The following is an 18,027-nucleotide window of genomic DNA, read 5'->3' as shown; positions in this document are numbered from 1 at the left end:
GCTCACCGGCCGCGTCAGGCCGCGTCAGGCCGCGTCAGGCGCGGTCGGGCTCGCGGCCACGCAGCACGAGGAAGCCACCGACCCCGAGCAGCACGACGGTGCCCACGATGGTGAGCAGGATCGGCACGAGGGTCGAGCCCTGGGCGTCGTCGGTGCCGGCGGCGGGCTTGACGTGCACGGTCGCACCGGCCGTGGCGGTCGACCCGTCGAGCCCGATCGCCGCGTGGAAGGAGAACGTGCCGGTGACGGGGTGGCCGTCGTCGGAGGTGACGCGGTAGGACACCGTGTAGTCGCCGCCGGGCGCGTTCGGCGCGAGCGCCTGCGTCACGTCGCGGCCCTCGATCGTCGGGCTGCCGGACGACACGGGTCCCGCCGGCCCGGTGACGACGACCTGGGTGCCGATCTCGAGCGGGTCCTCGGAGAAGGTGAGCACCACGGTGCCCGGCAGCTGCGTGACGCTCGTGCCGTCGGCGGGGTTCGTGCGCTCGAGGACGTCGTGCGCGAAGGCGGTGGTCGGCACGGCGACGAGGAGTCCGAGGGCGAGCAGCGCGGAGGCGAGACGACGCATGCCGTTCAGGTTACGTCGTGCCCGCGGACGCGCTTCACCGCCCACCGGAAGCCGCCGAAGCCGTCCCGGGCGAGCAGCCGTGCCTCTATGCTCGCCCGCTCGAGCGCGGCGAGGTAGGCGAGCGGGTCGGTCGTCGCGACCGTGTGCGGCGGCGTGGTGCCCGTGAGCCCGAGCGCCTGCAGCGCCTCGCGCTGGTTCAGCACCTCGTCGGCGTCGAGGGTGTCCATCGCGACATGGGCCGTCACGTCGCACGAGCCGTCGGGCACGGGCGTCGTCAGGCGACCGCTGGCGTATGCCGTGAGCGTCCCCCCGGACGGGCGTTCCGTCGCCGTGTGGCCGTAGTCGACGGCGATGAGCGTCCCGTCCTCGACCCGGGAGACGAGGTCGGCCCACGCCTCGTCGCGGGCGAGGCCGATCTCGAGGCGGTCGCCCGGCGTGCTCGTGGGCCAGTGGGCCTCGGCCCAGCGCCGGTCGGCGTCGCGGAGCCGGGGGCCGAGCGACTCCAGGCCGGTCGTCGGGTCGACGAGCACCTCGCGCAGGACGCCGTCGGTGTCGACCTCGGCGACGGTGCACGGCACGACGTCGAGCCACTCGTGGGCGATGACGAGGGCGTCGCGCAGGCCGGTCAGCTCGGGCGGCAGGACCGAGCCCCCGGGGGAGCGGACCCAGTCCACCCGGTCGTCGAGCCCGTCCGGCCGGTCGACGACGTCGACCGCCACCACCCTCGTGGTGTCGGGGGTGCGCCGAGCGCGGGGCTCGGTCGGGTCCATGACCTCGACGAGGTGCGTGGCCAGCTCGCCGCGTCCGGCGCCGAGGTCCACGACCACTCGGACGGGGTGCTCGGGGAGTCTGAGCAGGGCCCGGGCCAGGGCCGCGCCCGTCGGACCGTGCGCGGCCGTCGTGAAGTGCGCCGCGGGCCCACCGCGCGTGACGTAGAAACCCTGCCCGGCGGCATACAACGCCGCGTGCCACGCCTCGCGCCAGGGAAGGGGATCCACGACCGCCGACTGTAGGCGATAGCGTGCCGTGGGTGAGCACCCCGCACGAGCGTCCCGCGCGCTTCGACGTCGGCGTCGTGGGCGCCGGTCGCGTCGGCGCCGTCCTCGGAGCCGCCCTCGCACGAGCCGGTCACGTCGTCAGCGGCGTCTCGGCCGTGAGCGAGGAGAGCCGCGAACGGGCGGCCACGCTGCTGCCGGGTGTACCGGTCAAGCCGATCCCCGAGGTCGTCTCGGGTGCCCACCTCGTGGTCCTCGCCGTGCCGGACGACGCCCTCGCCGACCTCGTCGCGGGTCTCAGCACCACGGGCACCTTCACGCCCGGACAGCTCGTCATGCACACGTCGGGAGCGCACGGCATCTCGGTCTTCGAGGCGGCGGCCGGCAGCGACATCGTGCCCCTCGCGATCCACCCGGCGATGACGTTCACCGGCACCGAGCTCGACCTCGACCGGCTCCACGACTGCTGCTTCGGGGTGACGACCCTCGACCTCGCGCGGCCCCTCGGCGAGGCGCTCGTCATCGAGATGGGCGGCGACCCGGTGTGGATCGCCGAGGAGGACCGCGTCACCTACCACGCGGCCCTCGCGCACGGCTCGAACCACCTCGTGACACTGGTGGCCCAGTCGATGCAGCTGCTCGGCGAGGCCGGCGTCGACGACCCGGCGCGCGTGCTCGAACCGCTCCTGACCGCCGCGCTCTCCAACACCCTCCGCCGGGGTGACGCAGCCCTCACCGGTCCGGTCGCGCGCGGCGATGCCGGTACCGTGGCCGGGCACGTCGCGATGCTGCGCAAGGTCGCCCCGGACATTCGCCCGACCTACCTCGCCCTGGCCCGCGCGACGGCGCAGCGAGCGCTGCTCAGCGGACGCCTCCGCGCCTCCGACGCCGGCCCGCTGCTCGAGCTGCTCGCGCACGAGGAGGACCAACCGTGACTGACACCACCGCCACCGGCACGACACCCGGCACGACCACCGGCGAGACCACCGGCGCCGGCGACCACACCGCCGACTCCGCCGTCATCACCGACACGCGGCCCGCGTCGCCCGTGGTGGCGCGGACGAGGGACGAGCTGAGCGAGGCCCGGTCGGCGCTCGACGACGACGACGTCGCCGTCGTCATGACGATGGGCGCGCTGCACGAGGGGCACGCGACGCTCATCCACCAGGCACGCAAGACCCACCGCCACGTCGTCGTGACGATCTTCCTCAACCCGCTCCAGTTCGGGCCCAAGGAGGACCTCTCGCGCTACCCGCGCACCTTCGACGCCGACCTCGAGATCTGCACGGCCGCGGGCGTCGACGTCGTCTTCGCCCCGACTCCCGACGTCATCTACCCCGACGGCGACCCGGGCGTCCGCGTCTCCGCCGGCCCGCTCGGTGACGTCCTCGAGGGCCAGTCGCGACCGGGCCACTTCGACGGCATGCTCACCGTCGTCGGCAAGCTCATGCACCTGACCCGGTGCAGCGCCGCCTACTTCGGGCAGAAGGACGCCCAACAGCTGCTCCTCATCCGCCGGATGTGCCGCGACCTCGACTTCCCGGTGCGGGTCGTGGCGGTGCCGACCGTCCGCGAGCCCGACGGCCTCGCGATGTCGAGCCGCAACACCTACCTCACCGACTCCGACCGCGAGACCGCCCTCTGCCTGTCGGCCGCGCTGCGGGCGGGAGCCGACGCCGCTCCCGAGGGCCCGTCGGCCGTCCGTCGTGCCGCCCGGGCCGTGCTCGTGCGCGAGCCGCTCGCGCTCGTCGACTACCTCGTGCTCGTCCACCCGGACACGCTCGAGGACGTGCCGGAGTGGTATCGCGGCGAGGCGCTGCTCGCCGTGGCGGGCCGAGTGGGTACGACTCGTCTCATCGACAACCTGCCGGTGCTCGTCGGCCCCGGTGGCGGCGCGCTCGAGACCTTCTCCCAGCCCTGAGTCCCCCTCCACCACAGACGATTCCGAGGAACCCTGCCGTGCAGCGCTTCATGCTCCACTCGAAGATCCACCGGGCCACGGTGACGCAGGCCGACCTGCACTACGTCGGCTCCCTGACGATCGACCGCGACCTGCTCGACGCCGCCGACCTGTGGCCGGGCCAGCAGGTCGACGTCGTCGACGTCGACAACGGCAACCGCCTGACGACCTACGCGATCGAGGGCGAGCGCGGCACCGGCATCGTCTGCATCAACGGCGCGGCGGCCCGGCTCATCTCGCCCGGTGACACGGTCATCATCATCGCGTACGCCGCGATGGACGATGCCGAGGCACGCACCTTCGAGCCGCAGGTCGTCTTCGTCGACGACGACAACCGCGTCGTCGAGGTGGGGCACGATGCAGGTGACGTGCCCGACGGCTTCGGTCTCATGACCTCCGCCGTCACCGGGCGACACCACGAGTACCAGGACTGAGAGGCCAGCCGTATGCCGCAGAGCGGGCTCCCCGACGTGACCGTCCCCCGGCGGCTGCGTGCGCCCGCGCCCGGCTGGACGGCCACCGCCGACGTCATCGTCGTCGGCTCCGGCGTCGCCGGCCTCACGACGGCCCTGCGGCTGAGGCGCCGCGTCGACCGCGTGCTCCTCGTGACCAAGACCGTCCTCGACGAGGGCTCGACGGCCTGGGCGCAGGGCGGCATCGCCGCCGTCATGTCGCCCGAGGACAGTGCCGCCGAGCACATCCACGACACCCTCGTCGCCGGTGTCGGCCTCTGTGACGTCGACGCCGTCGAGGCGCTCGTGCGCGAGGGCACCGACGCCGTCTGGGACCTCATCGCCCTCGGGGCCGAGTTCGACCGTGGCGACACGGGCGGACTGTCCCTGACCCGGGAGGGCGGGCACCACCGCGACCGCATCCTCCATGCCGGTGGTGACGCCACGGGCCGCGAGATCAGCCGCGCCCTCATCGCCGCCCTCGACCGCGTGCGCGACGACCCCGGCATCGAGGTGATCGAGCACGCCCTCGTCGTCGACCTGCTGACCGACGCGGACGCCCGGGTGTGCGGCGTGACGCTCCACGTCATCGGCGAGGGGCAGGTCGACGGGGTCGGCGCGGCCCACGCCCGTGCCGTCGTGCTCGCCACCGGTGGACTCGGCCAGATCTACGCCTCGACGACGAACCCGTCCGTCGCGACCGGAGACGGCATGGCGGCCGCACTGCGGGCCGGCGCCGTGCTCGCCGACCTCGAGTTCGTCCAGTTCCACCCGACGGTCCTGTGGCTCGGCGAGGGCTCGCGCGGCCAGCAGCCGCTCATCTCCGAGGCGGTCCGCGGCGAGGGCGCCTTCCTCGTCGACGAGGCGGGAGAGCGCTTCATGCAGGGCCAGCACCCGCTCGCCGACCTCGCGCCGCGCGACGTCGTGGCCCGCGCCATCATCGCCCGGATGCGCGAGACCGGTACCGACCACGTCTACCTCGACTGCCGCCACCTCGGCGCCGAGTTCCTCGAGCAGCGCTTCCCCTCGATCGTCCAGCGCTGCCGCGAGCTCGGCTTCGACCCTGCGACCCAGCTGCTCCCGGTCGCACCCGCGCAGCACTACGCGAGCGGTGGCGTGCGCACCGACCTGCGCGGCCGCTCCTCGCTCGAGGGCCTCTACGCGTGCGGCGAGACCTCGTGCACCGGCGTCCACGGCGCCAACCGCCTCGCCAGCAACTCGCTCCTCGAGGGGCTCGTCTTCGCGCGCCGCATCGCCGACGACCTCACGGCCCGGCTCGGCGCCGGCGAGCTCCCCGAGACGACGCCCGTCGCACCGGTCGGTGAGCCCGAGCTGATCCGCGGCAAGCGCCGCCTCGACGTGCAGCGCGCCATGACGTCGGGGGCCGGAACGGTGCGCTCAGCCGCGTCGCTCGCCGCGACGCAGGAGACGCTCGCGGCGCTCGCGGCGCGCGCCGTCGCCGACGACGCCGACAAGCAGGGCGGTCCCAAGAGCTGGGAGACGACCAACCTGCTCCACCTCGGACGCGCGCTGACGTATGCCGCCGCGCTGCGTGACGAGACCCGTGGCGGTCACGTGCGCGAGGACTTCCCGGCCCGCGACGACGCGCACTTCCTGCACCACGTGCACCTCCAGCGCTCCGGCTCTGGCGTGCTCGAGGGGACGGTCGTGCCCGTGCCCCGCTCGAACCTCGACGGCCTCGACCTCGACGGCTCGGTGCCGCTCGACGTGCTCGACGAGGACCGCGCGGACGGGGCGCGACCCGCGAACGGGGCTGGACGGCATACGCAACGGGTGGGATCGACGGAGGAGACGCAGTGAGCGGCGACGGGCTGAGCGGGTTCCCGCACGAGTGGGCGCGTGGGCTCGTCACGGTCGCGCTCCGTGAGGACCTCGGTCCCGAGGGTGTCGACGTGACGACGCTCGCGACGATCCCCTCCGACCAGACGCGAACGGCCGAGATCGTCGCGCGGGCGCCGGGCGTCGTCGCAGGCGTGCCGGTCATCGGCCTCGTGCTGGCGGCGGTCGCGGAGCAGCTCGGCCGTGACGTGCCGACGGTCGAGGTCGTGGGCGACGACGGCTCGCGGCTGGAGCGCGGCGACGTCATCGCGCGGCTGACCGGGCCCACCCAGGTGATCCTCGTGGCCGAGCGGACGATCCTCAACATCCTGAGCCGGCTGTCGGGCGTTGCCACCCACACCCGTCGCTGGGCGGACGCGCTCGAGGGCACGTCGACGATGGTCCTCGACACGCGCAAGACGACGCCGGGCATGCGCTGGCTCGAGAAGTACGCCGTGCGCTGCGGCGGCGGCACGAACAAGCGCATGGGTCTCTACGACGTCGCGATGATCAAGGACAACCACAAGCTCGCGGCCGGCTCGGTGGCGGCGGCGTATGCGCTCGTCCGCGGGCGCTTCCCCGACGTCGACGTGCAGGTCGAGGTGACGACGCCGGCCGAGGCGCAGGAGGCCTACGACGCCGGGGCGCGCTTCATCATGTGCGACAACATGAGCGTCGACGTGCTCGGCGAGACGGTCGGCCTGCTCCGCGCCGCCGGCGAGCCCGTCGAGATCGAGGCGACCGGTGGTCTGACGCTCGAGGTCGTGCGGGAGTACGCCGGGACCGGGGTCGACTTCGTGTCGGTCGGCGGCCTGACGCACAGCTCACCCATCGTCGACATCGCCCTCGACCTCACCGACTGAACCCGTCGAAAGGCCACGTCGGCGGGCGTAGCCTGCGGGGCAGGAGGGTGCCGTGGGTGTCGTCGACGAGCTGGTGCGCGCCAGAGCCGAGTTCGAGCGCGGTGAATGGTCGGCCGCCCTCGACCGGTGGTCCGCGGTCGAGCCCGAGGGGCTGACGGCCGACGACCTCGAGTCGTCCGCCGCCGCAGCGCATCTGCTCGGACGCATGACGGACGCCGTCGAACGCTATCGGCGGGCCTTCGACGGCAGGCTCTCCGAGCACGACACCGCAGGGGCCGCTCGGTGCGCCTTCCACCTGTCGATGATCGGCCGCACGAGCGGAGACCACTCTGCGGCAGCTGCGTGGCTCAGCCGCGGTGAGCGCCTCGTCGCGGCACTGCCCGACGGGAGCCTGGAGTCCGGCTACGTCGCGTTCGCGCGGATGTTCACGCACCTCGGTGCGGGTCGCTTCGCGGAGGCCCACGCGTGCGCGCTCGAGGCGACCGAGGCCGGACGACGCCATGACGACGCAGGCCTGCTGGCGACCGGGCTGTGCGCTCAGGGTCGGATGGCCATCTACGGCGACCGCGTGACCGATGGTCTCTCCCTCCTCGACGAGTCGATGCTCGAGGCGACGACCCGGACCCTGGCCCCGGTCATGCTCGGGCACGTGTACTGCACGGCCATCGAGGGCTGTCAGGAGGTCTCCGACCTACGTCGCGTCGTCGAGTGGACGCAGCTGCTGCACCGCTGGTGCACCGACCAGCCAGGCCTCGTGACCTTCACCGGGCAGTGCAGCCTGCACCGCGCCCAGGTGATGCGCGCCCACGGCGCCTGGGACGCCGCGCTCGACGAGCTCACGGCGGCCATCGAGCGCTATCGGCTGGCGAGTGCCACCGACGCCGTCGGGCAGGCCGCCTGCGAACGCGGCGACCTGCTGCGTCTACGCGGCGACCTCGAGGCCGCCGACGCGGCCTACCAGCTGAGTGCGGAGCACGGCTACGACCCACAGCCGGGGTCGGCCCTGCTCTGGCTGGCCCGGGGGAGGACGGCTGCCGCGCTCGCGGCGGTGCGCAGGCTGCTCGGTGAGCCGGGACCGGCGGTGCGACGCAGCCGGATCCTGCCGGCCGCCGTGGACGTCCTGCTTGCCGCGAACGACGTCGACGCAGCCCGGGACGGTGCTCGCGAGCTCGACGGCCTCGCGGAGTCCTTCGGGTCAGAGGTGCTCGCCGCGACGGCGGCCACGGCCTGGGGCCGCGTCGAGCTGGCTGCCGGCGACCCGGCGGGTGCGCTGCCCTACCTGCGCAAGGCGCACCAGGCCTGGGTGCGCCTCGACGTGCCGCACGAGGCCGCGCTCGCCCAGGCGGCCGGCGGGCGGGCGCTCCTCGCGCTGGGCGACGACGAGTCGGCCCGGCGGTCACTGGCGTCGGCGCGTGAGGTGCTCGTGGCGCTCGGGGCCCGACCCGACGTCGACGCGCTCGACCGGCTGGGCTCACCCGGGACGCGACCCGCGGGCCTCACCGAGCGCGAGGTCGAGGTGCTCGGCCTCGTCGCCGAGGGTCGGAGCAACGCCCAGATCGCGACCGCGCTCGTGCTGAGCGACCGGACCGTGGCCCGCCACCTGAGCAACATCTTCACCAAGCTCGACGTCGGGAGCCGCACGGCCGCAGCGGCTTTCGCCTTCGAGCACGACCTCGTACGCCGTCAGCCCTGACCTCGCCGAACCACTGAGAACCGAACCGGTCGAGGCCCTCGACCGGTCCGGCACCGCACCTCCCTGGTGGTCTCACCCGGCAGCGGCGCCCACCTCGATCGGCGTGGTGGGTGCGGCCGACCTCCTGGCGATGTGGGCCGCCACGTGAGCCGCGTCGCGACCGACGCCGGGCAGCACCATCGAGGCGAACGCGTACTGGAAGGCGAGTCCGCAGAAGAAGAGGCCGGGCACGTCCGTGGAGACACCGCGGTACTCCCGCGGCCAGCCGTCCTCGCCGATGATGGGGAGGTCGATCCAGTCGAAGCGCTGCTCGAACCCCGTGGCCCAGACGACGTTGGCGACGTCGAGGACCGTCCCGTCGTCGAGGGTCGGGCGTCCGTCGGCCACGCCGGTGACGCGCTGCACCTGGCGCTCGACACCACGCGCGGCGAGGTCTTCCCGCTTGACCCGGAGCATCGGTCCGCCGTGGTGGCGGATCTCGGCCATCATCTTCCGGCCGACCGGGGTCCGGCGCGTCAGCACGTGGCGCCAGGCGAAGAGCAGGAAGGGGAACGCCACGTGCACGGCGGGGGTGTCCCAGCGCACGGGGATCTGGCCGCAGTCACGCCCGGCCAGCACGGTGCGCCGGCCCTCGGCGAGCTCGTAGGCGATGTCGCAGCCGGAGTGCGAGGCGCCGACGACGAGCACCGACCCGTCGCGCAGCTGGCTGGGCCGCCGGTACTGGCTCGAGTGCAGCTGGAGGATCGACGCGTCGAGGTCGGCCGCGAAGGCCGGCACGTGCGGCGCCCGCCCGAAAGTCCCTGTCGCGACGACGACGTTGCGACAGGCGATGCTGCCGCGGTCGGTCGTGACGACGAATCCGTCACCCGCCGGCGCGGCTGCAAGCCGCTCCACCCGCACGCCGAGGCGAACGGGCAGACGGAAGCGGGCGGCATACGACTGGAGGTAGGCCGCGACCTCGTCCTTGCCGGGGAACGACCGGGGGTCGCCCGGGAACGGCATCCCGGGCAGGGAGTCGTGCCGGACGGAGGAGTAGAGCCGGAGCGAGTCGTACTGCTGGCGCCAGCCGTCCCCGACGGCCTCGTTGCGCTCGAGGAGCACGCACTCGCGCCCCCGCTCGGCGAGCTCGTGCGCCATGGCCAGCCCTGCCTGGCCCGCGCCGACGATGACGGTCTCGATGGTCTCCATGGTGTCCTCCCGGTGGTCGATGTCTCGACGGTAGGAAGGGCAGGGCGGTCACCGCGTCGGCAGCGGTGCCCATCCCCGACGCAGGGCATGGGTAGGAATGACCACGTCGGGTCCGGCCTCTCGACGGTTCGGGGGCGGCCCGAGCCGGCCTCTCGACGGGCGTCAGTAGCGTCGGTGCCAGAGGTTGACGGCGTAGTCGACGCCGGTGGCGTCGGGATGCTCGGCGAGGATGAGGTCGGCGTGCTCGGGTGCGAACTCGATGCCGACGACGGCCTCGAAGTCCTCGCGCGAGTCGAAGTCCCACCGGATGTCGAGGCGCTCGCGCTGCCAGCCCTGCCGCTCCCAGAACCGCTCGACCGCGCGCGGGTCGTAGCCCGGCAGCGCCCGGCGGAACCACTGACCGAACGTCGAGCGGGTCGCGTCGTTGTCGACGACGAACGCCGCTCCGCCCGGCCGCATGACGCGGTCGAGCTCGGCGAGACCGGGCTCGCACCCGGGCCCGAAGAAGTACGCCCACCGCGCGTGCGCCACGTCGAACGACCCGTCGGGCACCACGATCGCGGCGGCGCCCTCCTCGCGGACCGTCACTGACGGCATACCCGAGACGCGTTGTGCCGCAAGCGAAGCGAGCGGTGGGTGCGGCTCGACGCCGACGACCGAGCGTGCATCGCGGGCGAAGAACGGCAGGTGGTAGCCCGTGCCGCACCCGATGTCGACGACGTCGAGACCCGACCAGTCGAGGACCGACCGCATCGCGTCCTCGATGACGTGGGCGCGGTCGACGCCGCGGTTCTCGACCTCGTAGACGTCGGGCGTCTCCCAGATGTTGGGGGAGGGGATGATCCCGGACTCGTCGCTCATGGGTTGCGCTGCGCCTCGATCGTGGCGGGGTGCACGAGCAGCGGCAGCAGCTTGCGCACGCCGCGCGCGCGGACAGCCTTGACCTGGGCGAGGTGCGCCTCGGCGCGGATCGCCAGCTCGGCGTAGGCGAGCGGTCCCATGAGCTCGGTGAGCTCGGGCGCGTTGGAGCGGTAGACCGGCTCGCGGCCGACGTGCGCCTCGGAGTTGCCGGAGCAGTACCAGTCGAGGTCGTGGCCGCCGGGGCCCCAGCCGCGGCGGTCGTACTCGGTGATCGTCACCTCGAGGTAGCTCGAGTCGTCGGGCAGCTCGACGGTGCGGAAGGTGCGGCGGATCGGCAGCTGCCAGCACACGTCGGGCTTGAGGGTGTGCGGCTCGACGCCCGTGAGGACCGCGTGCTGGTGCAGCGCGCACCCGGCGCCTGCCGGGAAGCCGGGTCGGTTGAGGAAGATGCAGGCGCCGTCGACGACCTTGGTCTTGCGCGCGCCGTCCTCCTTCTCGGTCCAGTCGTCCTTGCTCCCCGTGGCGCGGCCGACCGAGTGGTACTCCCACTCGTCCTCGCCGAGGTCCTCGACGGCCTTGGCGACGCGCTTCCAGTCGTCCTTCTCGGTGAAGTGGGCGCCGAGGGTGCAGCACCCGTCGTCGGGCCGGCCGGCGTAGATGCCCTGGCAGCCGCTGCCGAAGATGCACGTCCAGCTGCTCGTCAGCCAGGTCAGGTCACACCGGTAGCGCTGGTTCGTGTCGGCGGGGTCGGTGAACTCGACCCAGACGCGGGGGAGGTCCAGAGGTGCTTCAGCCACCGGCTCACCCTATGCCGCCGACGTTTCCACCGCGCCGACGACGCCCACCCCGTGGATGGTGCGTCGCGAGCGGGCCCTGCGTGCGTATGCCGTGTGCTTCCCCGGGTGCGGGCGGCGGCGTACGCTGACCGTGGCGTCCAGGTCGCCTCCGGTGCGCGGGAAGGGGCTCAGCCTCCCTGGGGCACGGCAGCAATGCGGTCCGACCTCCTTTCGGCCCGACGAGCGCACGCGGGCACGACGAGAGGAGGCCGTCATGGCCCTGTCCCTGCCCGCCAACCCCGACCTCGAGCACCTGCGGCGCGATGCACGCAGCCTGCAGCGCGCCGTCCGGTCCGCCCAACCGGTCGCACTGAGCCTGGTGTCCCGATTTCATCCCGAGGGGCTGCCCGCCGAGACGGCGTCTTTCGCCCTGGCCGACGCGCAGCTCGTCGTGGCGCGACGGCTCGGCTTCGCGAGCTGGCCGCGGCTTCGCGCGTACCTCGCCGCGGACCTGAGCCGCGACCCCGCCGCTCTCGACCCGGCGCCGGAGGCATCAACCGCAGTCGACGCCGGCGAGTTCGCCTCTCTCGCAGCTGCGCTCGCGTGCCTGACGTACACCGAGCGTGACGAGCCCGAGCGCTGGTCCCGTGCAGCGCGGCTGCTCGCGGACGATCCGGAACTCGTGAACCGCGACGTCTTCGTCGCGGCGGCCGCCGGCGACGCGGAGGCCCTGCGATCGCACGTCGCCGCAGACCGCGGAGCGGCGACCCGAGAGGGCGGCCCCTTCCGATGGCCGCCCCTGCTCTACGTCGTCTACTCGCGGATGCCGCAGGGCGACGCGGTCTCCTCTGTGCGGGTGCTGCTCGATGCCGGGGCCGACCCCGACAGCGGCTACCTCTGGCAGGGGCTGCCCACCGCCTTCACCGCGCTGACCGGCGTCTTCGGCGAGGGCGAGATGGGACCGGGCCGCCAGCCCCGGCACCCGCAGTGGCGGGCTCTCGGCGAGCTGCTCCTCGAGCGCGGCGCCGACCCCAACGACCGGCAGGCGCTCTACAACCGGATGTTCAACCGCGACGACAGCCACCTCGAGCTGCTCCTCGAGCACGGGCTCGGCCGGCCCTCCTCCGACGTCTGGGCCCGCCGCACGGGCGAGCCCGCCGAGACCCTCGAGGAGATGGTCGCTCGTCAGGTCGACTGGGCGCGCGCCCATGGTTTCGTCGACCGCCTCGAGCTCCTCGTCGCCCACGGTCTGGCGACAGAGGGCTCCGAGCACCTTGCACCGGGCGATGTCGTGGGCGACGGCATCCCGGTCACCGGCCCGTGGCCGGGTGACCCGAGGGTGCCTGACATCCACCGAGCGGCCACGCCCGAAGCCGTCCGCGCCGCCGTCGCCGCCGGTGCTCGCGTCGATAGCCTCCGCGACGGGCGCACGGCTCTGCACCGGGCGGCGTTCATGGACGACGTCGATCTCGTCACCGCGCTGCTCGAGGTCGGCGCCGACCCGACCGTCGTCGACGCGATGCACGGCACGACGCCCTACCGCTGGGCGCTCTGGGCCAGGGGCGAGCGGGCCGCGGCGGTGCTGCGCGACGCCGCCGGACGGCATACGCCAGGGGTCGACGCGGGCGAGGACTAGCGTGTGGGCATGACGTCGAGAGCCGGCAGCGAGACGACGCCGAAGGGGCGCGGACGCCGTCCCGGCGGCACCGACACGCGCGCGGTGATCGTCGACGCCGCTCGAAAGTCGTTCGCGGCCAAGGGATACGACAAGGCGAGCATGCGCGGGATCGCCCGTGAGGCCGGCGTCGACCCTGCGCTCGTGCACCACTACTTCGAGGGCAAGGCGGGACTGTTCGCGGCCACGCTCGACGTACCGGTCAATCCTGCCGAGCTCATCGCGCGCATCACGTCGGGTGACGTCGACCGGCTCGGGTGGCGGATCGTCGAGACCTTCCTGACGGTCTGGGAGCCGCCGGAGCGGCGTGACGCCCTCGTGGCGCTCGTCCGGTCGAGCATGACGAGCGAGGAGGCCGCGCGCATGCTTCGGGAGTTCCTCGGGCGCGAGGTCTTCGGCCGCATAGCCGCGAGCACCGGGGCCTCGGACCCGCAGCTGCGCGGGGCCCTGGCCGCGTCGCAGATGATCGGGCTCGTCGTGGCGCGCTACGTCATCCGGGTGCCGGCGCTGGCCGACGCGACGCGCGAGCAGCTCGTCGAGCGCATCGGACCCGTCCTCCAGCACCATCTCGTGGACAGGGTGCCCGAGCAGGAGTAGATTTCATCACATGATGAATAACAGTGGTCCGGCGGTCGCCGTGAGCGGCCTGCAGGTCGTGCGCGGGAAGCGGCGGGTCATCCCGGGCCTCGACCTCGAGATCCCCGCCGGCCAGGTGGTCGGCCTGCTCGGGCCGTCCGGCTCGGGCAAGTCGACGCTCATGCGCTGCATCGTCGGCGTGCAGATCGTCGAGTCGGGCACCGTCACGGTCCTCGGCCATCCGGCGGGCTCGCCCACGCTGCGCGACCGCGTCGGCTACGTCACGCAGAGTCCCAGCGTCTATGCCGACCTCAGCGTCCGCGACAACGTCACCTACTTCGGTCGGGCCATCGGTCTGCGCGGCGCCTCCCTGCGCGAGGCCGTCGACCGCACCCTCGCCGAGGTGGACCTCGTGTCCTACGCCGACCAGCTCGTCCAGGACCTCTCGGGTGGTCAGGAGTCCCGCGTCTCCCTCGCCGCCGCACTCGTCGGCCGGCCGAGCCTGCTCGTGCTCGACGAGCCCACCGTCGGCCTCGACCCGGTCCTGCGCCGTGACCTGTGGGACCTCTTCCGCCACCTCGCCGACCGCGGACACTCGCTCGTCGTGTCGAGCCACGTCATGGACGAGGCGACGCGCTGCGACCGGCTCGTGCTGCTCCGCGAGGGTCGCGTCCTCGCCGACGTCACGCCTGCCGAGCTGCTCCAGCAGACGGGCGCCGTCGATGCCGACGCCGCCTTCCTCGCCCTCATCGACGCCGAGACCGCCCGGTCCGGAGAGAGGAGCTCGTCGTGAACGCCGGACTCACCGCGGCCACCTCCGGCCGCGTCCTGCGCCAGGTGCGCACCGACCACCGCACCATCGGCCTCATCATCGTCGTGCCGTGCGTCCTGCTCGGCCTGCTCGCGTGGATCTACACCGGCACGCCCGTCTTCGACGCGATCGGCCCGGCCCTGCTCGGTGTCTTCCCGATGGTCGTGATGTTCATCGTCACCTCCGTCGCGACCTTGCGTGAGCGCCAGTCCGGCACGCTCGAGCGTCTCCTCACCACGCCCATGGGCAAGGGTGACTTCATGCTCGGGTATGCCGGTGCCTTCGGAGCGCTCGCCGTCGTGCAGGCTGTGATCGCAACGGGATTCGCGGTCTGGGTGTGCGGTCTCGGCGTTGCCGGGCCGGTGTGGCTGCTCGTCGTCGTCGCGGTGTTCGACGCCGTCCTCGGCACGGCGCTGGGCCTGCTCGCGAGCGGCTTCGCGCGCACCGAGTTCCAGGCGGTGCAGTTCATGCCCGCCTTCCTCCTGCCGCAGTTCCTGCTCTGCGGGCTGCTCATCCCGCGCGACCAGCTGCCGACCGTCCTCGAGTGGGTCAGCAACGTCCTGCCGCTCTCCTACGCCGTCGACGCGATGAAGGAGATCGCGCGCAATGCCGACCCTGTGACCGCGGTGCTCGGCGACCTCGGCATCGTCGCGGCCTTCATCGCCGGAGCCCTCGCCCTCGCCTCGCTCACGCTGAGCCGCCGCTCGGCCTGACGGCATACGCCCCCTCGGTCGACGGAAGACGCCCCCTCCGCCCCGACCGAACGCCGCGTTCGGTCGCGAACTCAGTGTTCTGCCAGCGCGTTCGCCGTCGAACGCCGCGTTCGGCGGGGGAGGGCCGAGGGTGAGGGCGCGGCCGGGCCCGGCACTAGGGTTGGGGCATGCGCCTGGGCGTCATCGACATCGGGTCCAACACGGTCCACCTGCTCGTCGTCGACGCACACCCCGGCGCGCAGCCGCTGCCCGCCTTCTCGCACAAGACCGAGCTGCGCCTCTCGGAGAGCCTCGAGGCCGACGGCCGGGTCAGCGACGCGACGGCCGACCGGCTCGTCGCCTTCATCCGCGAGTGCCTCGACGTCGCGGAGGACCAGGGCGTCAGCGACCTCTTCGCCTTCGCGACGTCGGCGCTGCGCGAGTCGCCGAACGGCGAGGCGATCATCGAGCGGGTGCGCACCGAGACCGGCGTCGAGCTCGAGGCACTGAGCGGCGCGGACGAGGCGCGGATGACGTTCCTCGCCGTGCGTCGCTGGTTCGGCTGGTCGAGCGGGCGCCTGCTCGTCGTCGACATCGGCGGCGGCTCGCTCGAGCTGGCGTGCGGTCTCGACGAGGAGCCCGACGTGGCCCTCAGCCTGCCGCTGGGTGCCGGACGCCTGACCCGCGAGCGGCTGCCCGGTGACCCGCCCTCGGAGCTGGCCGCTCGCGAGCTGCGCGCGCACGTCCGGTCGACCCTCGCCGAGCACGTGCGACCGCTGCTGACGGCCGGGAGCCCCGACCGAGCGGTCGGGACCTCCAAGACGATGCGCTCGCTCGCTCGCATCGCGGGTGCCGCGCCGCGCGCCGAGGGCCCGTTCGTGCCGCGGACGCTCTCGCGCGACGACCTCCACGAGATCGTGGCTCGCGTCGGACGGCTCGACACCGCCGCACGCTCGAACCTGCCCGGGGTCTCCGAGGGTCGCGCCCGCCAGCTCTACGCGGGGGCGCTCGTCGCCGAGGCCGCGCTCGACCTGCTCCAGGTCGAGCAGCTCGACATCTGCCCGTGGGCCCTGCGCGAGGGCCTCATCCTCCGTCGCCTCGACCACCTGACGTCGTGACGCACCGGATCCACAGCGGACGCACGGCCCGGCCCGAACCCGCCCCGGGCGCGTGGCGCAGAATGGCCGCATGACCATCCGGGTCGCCCTGTCGACCGCCTCGCTCTACCCCGACAACGCGGCGACCGCCTTCGCGACCGCGGCGCGGCTCGGCTACGACGCGATCGAGGTCATGGTCTGGACCGACCCCGTGACGCAGGAGGCCGGTGCCCTGCGGGCGCTGTCGGAGCTGCACGCCCTGCCGATCGTCTCCGTGCACGCGCCGACCCTGCTGCTGACCCAGCGCGTGTGGGGGACCGACCCGTGGGGCAAGGTCGACCGCTCCATCGACCTCGCGCTCGAGGTGGGTGCCGGCACCGTCGTGCTGCACCCTCCCTTCCGCTGGCAGCGGGAGTATGCCGCCGGGTTCGTCGACGGGGTGGCGCTGCGTGAGCACGAGTCGGGGATCAGGCTCGCGGTGGAGAACATGTATCCGTGGCGCACGGCGCGGCGCGAGGTCATGGCCTACCTCCCGCACTGGGACCCGGTGGGCCAGCCCTACGACAACGTGACGCTCGACCTCTCGCACACGGCGACCGCCGGCTCCGACGCGCTGCTCATGGCGCAGTCGCTCGGGTCGCGACTCGCGCACCTGCACCTCGCCGACGGACTCGGCTCGTTCCTCGACGAGCACCTCGTCCCCGGGCGCGGTGGCGAGCCGTGCGGCGCCGTGCTCGAGCACCTCGCCGACAGCGGCTGGGGCGGCGACGTCGTCGTCGAGGTGTCGACGCGCAAGGTGAGGCGGGACCAGCGCGAGGTCGATCTCGCCGAGGCGCTGGCCTTCGCCCGGCTCTCCCTCGTCCCGACCCGAGGCGCCAGCCGCATCTGACCGCCTCCACCCGGCAACACACCGTGCAGGTCACAACCCACCGCGATCCGATCCCGGTGGGTTGTGACCTGCTCGGTGTGTTGCCCGGAAGGGGCCTCTCCGGGGACGTCGGGAGGATCAGGCGGTCGCGGGGCGCCAGCCACGAGGGCGCACCGAGACCATGTCGACGCTCGCGTCAGGGCCGGCGTCGATGGCCAGGCGCGCGGCCCGGACGACCGAGGAGACGTCGAGGTAGGAGCCCGGGTCGTACTCGGCGCCCTCGAACTCGACGAGCTCGCGCTGCATGTCGGTGTCGACCCGGCCGGGGTGGAGCGACGTGACGCGGACGCCGTGCTCGCCCTCCTCCTGCCGCAGCGAGTCGGTGAGCGCTCGGAGGGCGAACTTCGAGGCGCAGTAGGCGCCCGAGGCAGGGGTCGCCGTCAGGCCGGAGCCCGAGTTCACGGTGACGACGAGGCCGTGGGCGACGCGCAGGGCAGGCAGGAGCGCTCGGGTGACGGCAGCGACGGCGACGACGTTGACGGTCATCGAGTCGACCCAGTCCTGCACGGGCGAGCCGGCGACGGTGCCGTTGCGCAGGACGCCGGCCGAGTGGACGAGCACGTCGACCCGAGGCAGGCGTGGGACGAGGGCCGCGAGGGCGGTGTCGAGCGACCCGCCGGGGGAGCAGTCGGCGAGGTCGGCGACGAGCCCCTCGGCGGACGGGAGCGAGGCGACGACGTCCGCGACCGACTCGGCGCTGCGCCCGCCGACGACGAGGTGGTGGGTCGGGGCGAGGTCGCGCACGAGGGCGAGCCCGATGCCGCGCGTGCCGCCGGTGACGACCGCGACCGGCCGCCGGTCCGGGTCGGTGGCGGGAGCGGGGGCGTCACGCGGGGGCGCAGAACTCATCCCGCCACCCTACGAGCGCCACCCCGGCCTCGCTCGAGTGAGCGCTCAGTCCCACTCGAGGGAGCGCTCCGTCCCACGATCCGCAGGGCTGGTGTGGCGGGCTGCTCACTCGACCGTTGCGGGGCGCTCACTCGACGGGGACGGTGGGGGCGCTCACTCGAGTGTGGTGGGGGCCGGCATATGGCCTCGGTCGGGCAGGCGCGG

The 18,027-nt window shown here is 73.4% G+C and carries 18 protein-coding genes; 12 read left to right on the top strand and 6 right to left on the bottom strand.

Annotated features, from left to right (window positions below; translation table 11 throughout):
• Positions 1-34 precede the first annotated feature (34 nt).
• Both ASH01_RS07275 and ASH01_RS07270 read right to left on the bottom strand, forming a co-directional pair.
• Positions 35-568, bottom strand: a complete 534-nt coding sequence (locus ASH01_RS07275) for a copper resistance CopC family protein (RefSeq protein WP_056773623.1) — start codon at positions 566-568, stop codon at positions 35-37.
• Positions 569-573: 5 nt separating this feature from the next.
• Positions 574-1,566, bottom strand: a complete 993-nt coding sequence (locus ASH01_RS07270; protein WP_056773617.1) for an SAM-dependent methyltransferase — start codon at positions 1,564-1,566, stop codon at positions 574-576.
• Positions 1,567-1,589: 23 nt separating this feature from the next.
• On the opposite strand from ASH01_RS07270, the gene ASH01_RS07265 reads away from it, so the two are divergent.
• From ASH01_RS07265 to ASH01_RS07240, 6 genes are all read left to right on the top strand, one after another.
• Positions 1,590-2,498 carry a Rossmann-like and DUF2520 domain-containing protein gene (locus tag ASH01_RS07265; RefSeq protein WP_056773613.1) on the top strand — a complete coding sequence of 303 codons (909 nt, stop codon included), beginning with the start codon at positions 1,590-1,592 and terminating at the stop codon, positions 2,496-2,498.
• Positions 2,499-2,584: 86 nt separating this feature from the next.
• Entirely contained in the window at positions 2,585-3,484 is a 900-nt protein-coding gene (gene panC, locus ASH01_RS07260) for a pantoate--beta-alanine ligase (RefSeq protein ID WP_056775173.1), read from the top strand.
• Positions 3,485-3,522: 38 nt separating this feature from the next.
• Entirely contained in the window at positions 3,523-3,957 is a 435-nt protein-coding gene (panD, locus tag ASH01_RS07255; RefSeq protein ID WP_020145101.1) for an aspartate 1-decarboxylase, read from the top strand.
• A gap of 12 nt (positions 3,958-3,969) precedes the next feature.
• Positions 3,970-5,796 carry an L-aspartate oxidase gene (locus ASH01_RS07250; RefSeq protein WP_056773610.1) on the top strand — a complete coding sequence of 609 codons (1,827 nt, stop codon included), beginning with the start codon at positions 3,970-3,972 and terminating at the stop codon, positions 5,794-5,796.
• Positions 5,793-6,677 carry a carboxylating nicotinate-nucleotide diphosphorylase gene (gene nadC, locus ASH01_RS07245; protein WP_056773602.1) on the top strand — a complete coding sequence of 295 codons (885 nt, stop codon included), beginning with the start codon at positions 5,793-5,795 and terminating at the stop codon, positions 6,675-6,677. Before ASH01_RS07250 ends, nadC begins: the two co-directional genes overlap by 4 nt.
• A 52-nt stretch (positions 6,678-6,729) precedes the next feature.
• A complete protein-coding gene (locus ASH01_RS07240) occupies positions 6,730-8,370 on the top strand; it encodes a LuxR C-terminal-related transcriptional regulator (RefSeq protein WP_056773600.1) in 1,641 nt (546 codons plus the stop codon).
• Positions 8,371-8,442: 72 nt separating this feature from the next.
• Here the strand turns inward: ASH01_RS07240 and ASH01_RS07235 are convergent, their stop codons facing one another.
• The 3 genes from ASH01_RS07235 to ASH01_RS07225 all read right to left on the bottom strand — a co-directional run bounded on the left by ASH01_RS07235 (position 8,443) and on the right by ASH01_RS07225 (position 11,216).
• Positions 8,443-9,558 carry a flavin-containing monooxygenase gene (locus tag ASH01_RS07235; RefSeq protein WP_056773597.1) on the bottom strand — a complete coding sequence of 372 codons (1,116 nt, stop codon included), beginning with the start codon at positions 9,556-9,558 and terminating at the stop codon, positions 8,443-8,445.
• 162 nt (positions 9,559-9,720) lie between these two features.
• Entirely contained in the window at positions 9,721-10,419 is a 699-nt protein-coding gene (locus ASH01_RS07230; RefSeq protein WP_056773593.1) for a class I SAM-dependent methyltransferase, read from the bottom strand.
• Positions 10,416-11,216, bottom strand: a complete 801-nt coding sequence (locus ASH01_RS07225; RefSeq protein ID WP_020145095.1) for a hypothetical protein — start codon at positions 11,214-11,216, stop codon at positions 10,416-10,418. The genes ASH01_RS07230 and ASH01_RS07225 overlap by 4 nt, the downstream gene beginning before the upstream one ends.
• A gap of 253 nt (positions 11,217-11,469) precedes the next feature.
• Between ASH01_RS07225 and ASH01_RS07220 the strand changes: the two genes are divergently transcribed.
• The 6 genes from ASH01_RS07220 to ASH01_RS07195 all read left to right on the top strand — a co-directional run bounded on the left by ASH01_RS07220 (position 11,470) and on the right by ASH01_RS07195 (position 16,935).
• Positions 11,470-12,831 (top strand): hypothetical protein, encoded by a 1,362-nt coding sequence (locus ASH01_RS07220; protein ID WP_056773590.1) that lies wholly within the window; start codon positions 11,470-11,472, stop codon positions 12,829-12,831.
• A 9-nt stretch (positions 12,832-12,840) separates the two neighbouring features.
• Positions 12,841-13,467 carry a TetR/AcrR family transcriptional regulator gene (locus ASH01_RS07215; RefSeq protein WP_056775172.1) on the top strand — a complete coding sequence of 209 codons (627 nt, stop codon included), beginning with the start codon at positions 12,841-12,843 and terminating at the stop codon, positions 13,465-13,467.
• Positions 13,468-13,477: 10 nt separating this feature from the next.
• Positions 13,478-14,239 carry an ABC transporter ATP-binding protein gene (locus ASH01_RS07210; protein ID WP_056773586.1) on the top strand — a complete coding sequence of 254 codons (762 nt, stop codon included), beginning with the start codon at positions 13,478-13,480 and terminating at the stop codon, positions 14,237-14,239.
• Positions 14,236-14,970, top strand: coding sequence for an ABC transporter permease (locus tag ASH01_RS07205; RefSeq protein WP_056773583.1), 735 nt, complete (start codon positions 14,236-14,238; stop codon positions 14,968-14,970). The genes ASH01_RS07210 and ASH01_RS07205 overlap by 4 nt, the downstream gene beginning before the upstream one ends.
• Before the next feature lie 167 nt (positions 14,971-15,137).
• A complete protein-coding gene (locus tag ASH01_RS07200; protein ID WP_056773581.1) occupies positions 15,138-16,067 on the top strand; it encodes a Ppx/GppA phosphatase family protein in 930 nt (309 codons plus the stop codon).
• 70 nt (positions 16,068-16,137) lie between these two features.
• Positions 16,138-16,935: a sugar phosphate isomerase/epimerase family protein gene (locus tag ASH01_RS07195; RefSeq protein WP_056773579.1), complete on the top strand. Its 798-nt coding sequence runs from the start codon at positions 16,138-16,140 to the stop codon at positions 16,933-16,935.
• A gap of 117 nt (positions 16,936-17,052) precedes the next feature.
• Here ASH01_RS07195 and ASH01_RS07190 read toward each other — a convergent pair whose 3' ends face one another.
• Positions 17,053-17,823 carry an SDR family oxidoreductase gene (locus ASH01_RS07190; protein ID WP_056773569.1) on the bottom strand — a complete coding sequence of 257 codons (771 nt, stop codon included), beginning with the start codon at positions 17,821-17,823 and terminating at the stop codon, positions 17,053-17,055.
• Positions 17,824-18,027: the final 204 nt, after the last annotated feature.

The sequence above is a fragment of the Terrabacter sp. Soil811 genome, from assembly GCF_001429655.1.
Classification (GTDB): Bacteria; Actinomycetota; Actinomycetes; order Actinomycetales; family Dermatophilaceae; genus Terrabacter.
The sequence above is the reverse complement of the archived record's forward strand: the minus strand, read 5'-3'. Positions and strand labels throughout refer to the sequence as shown.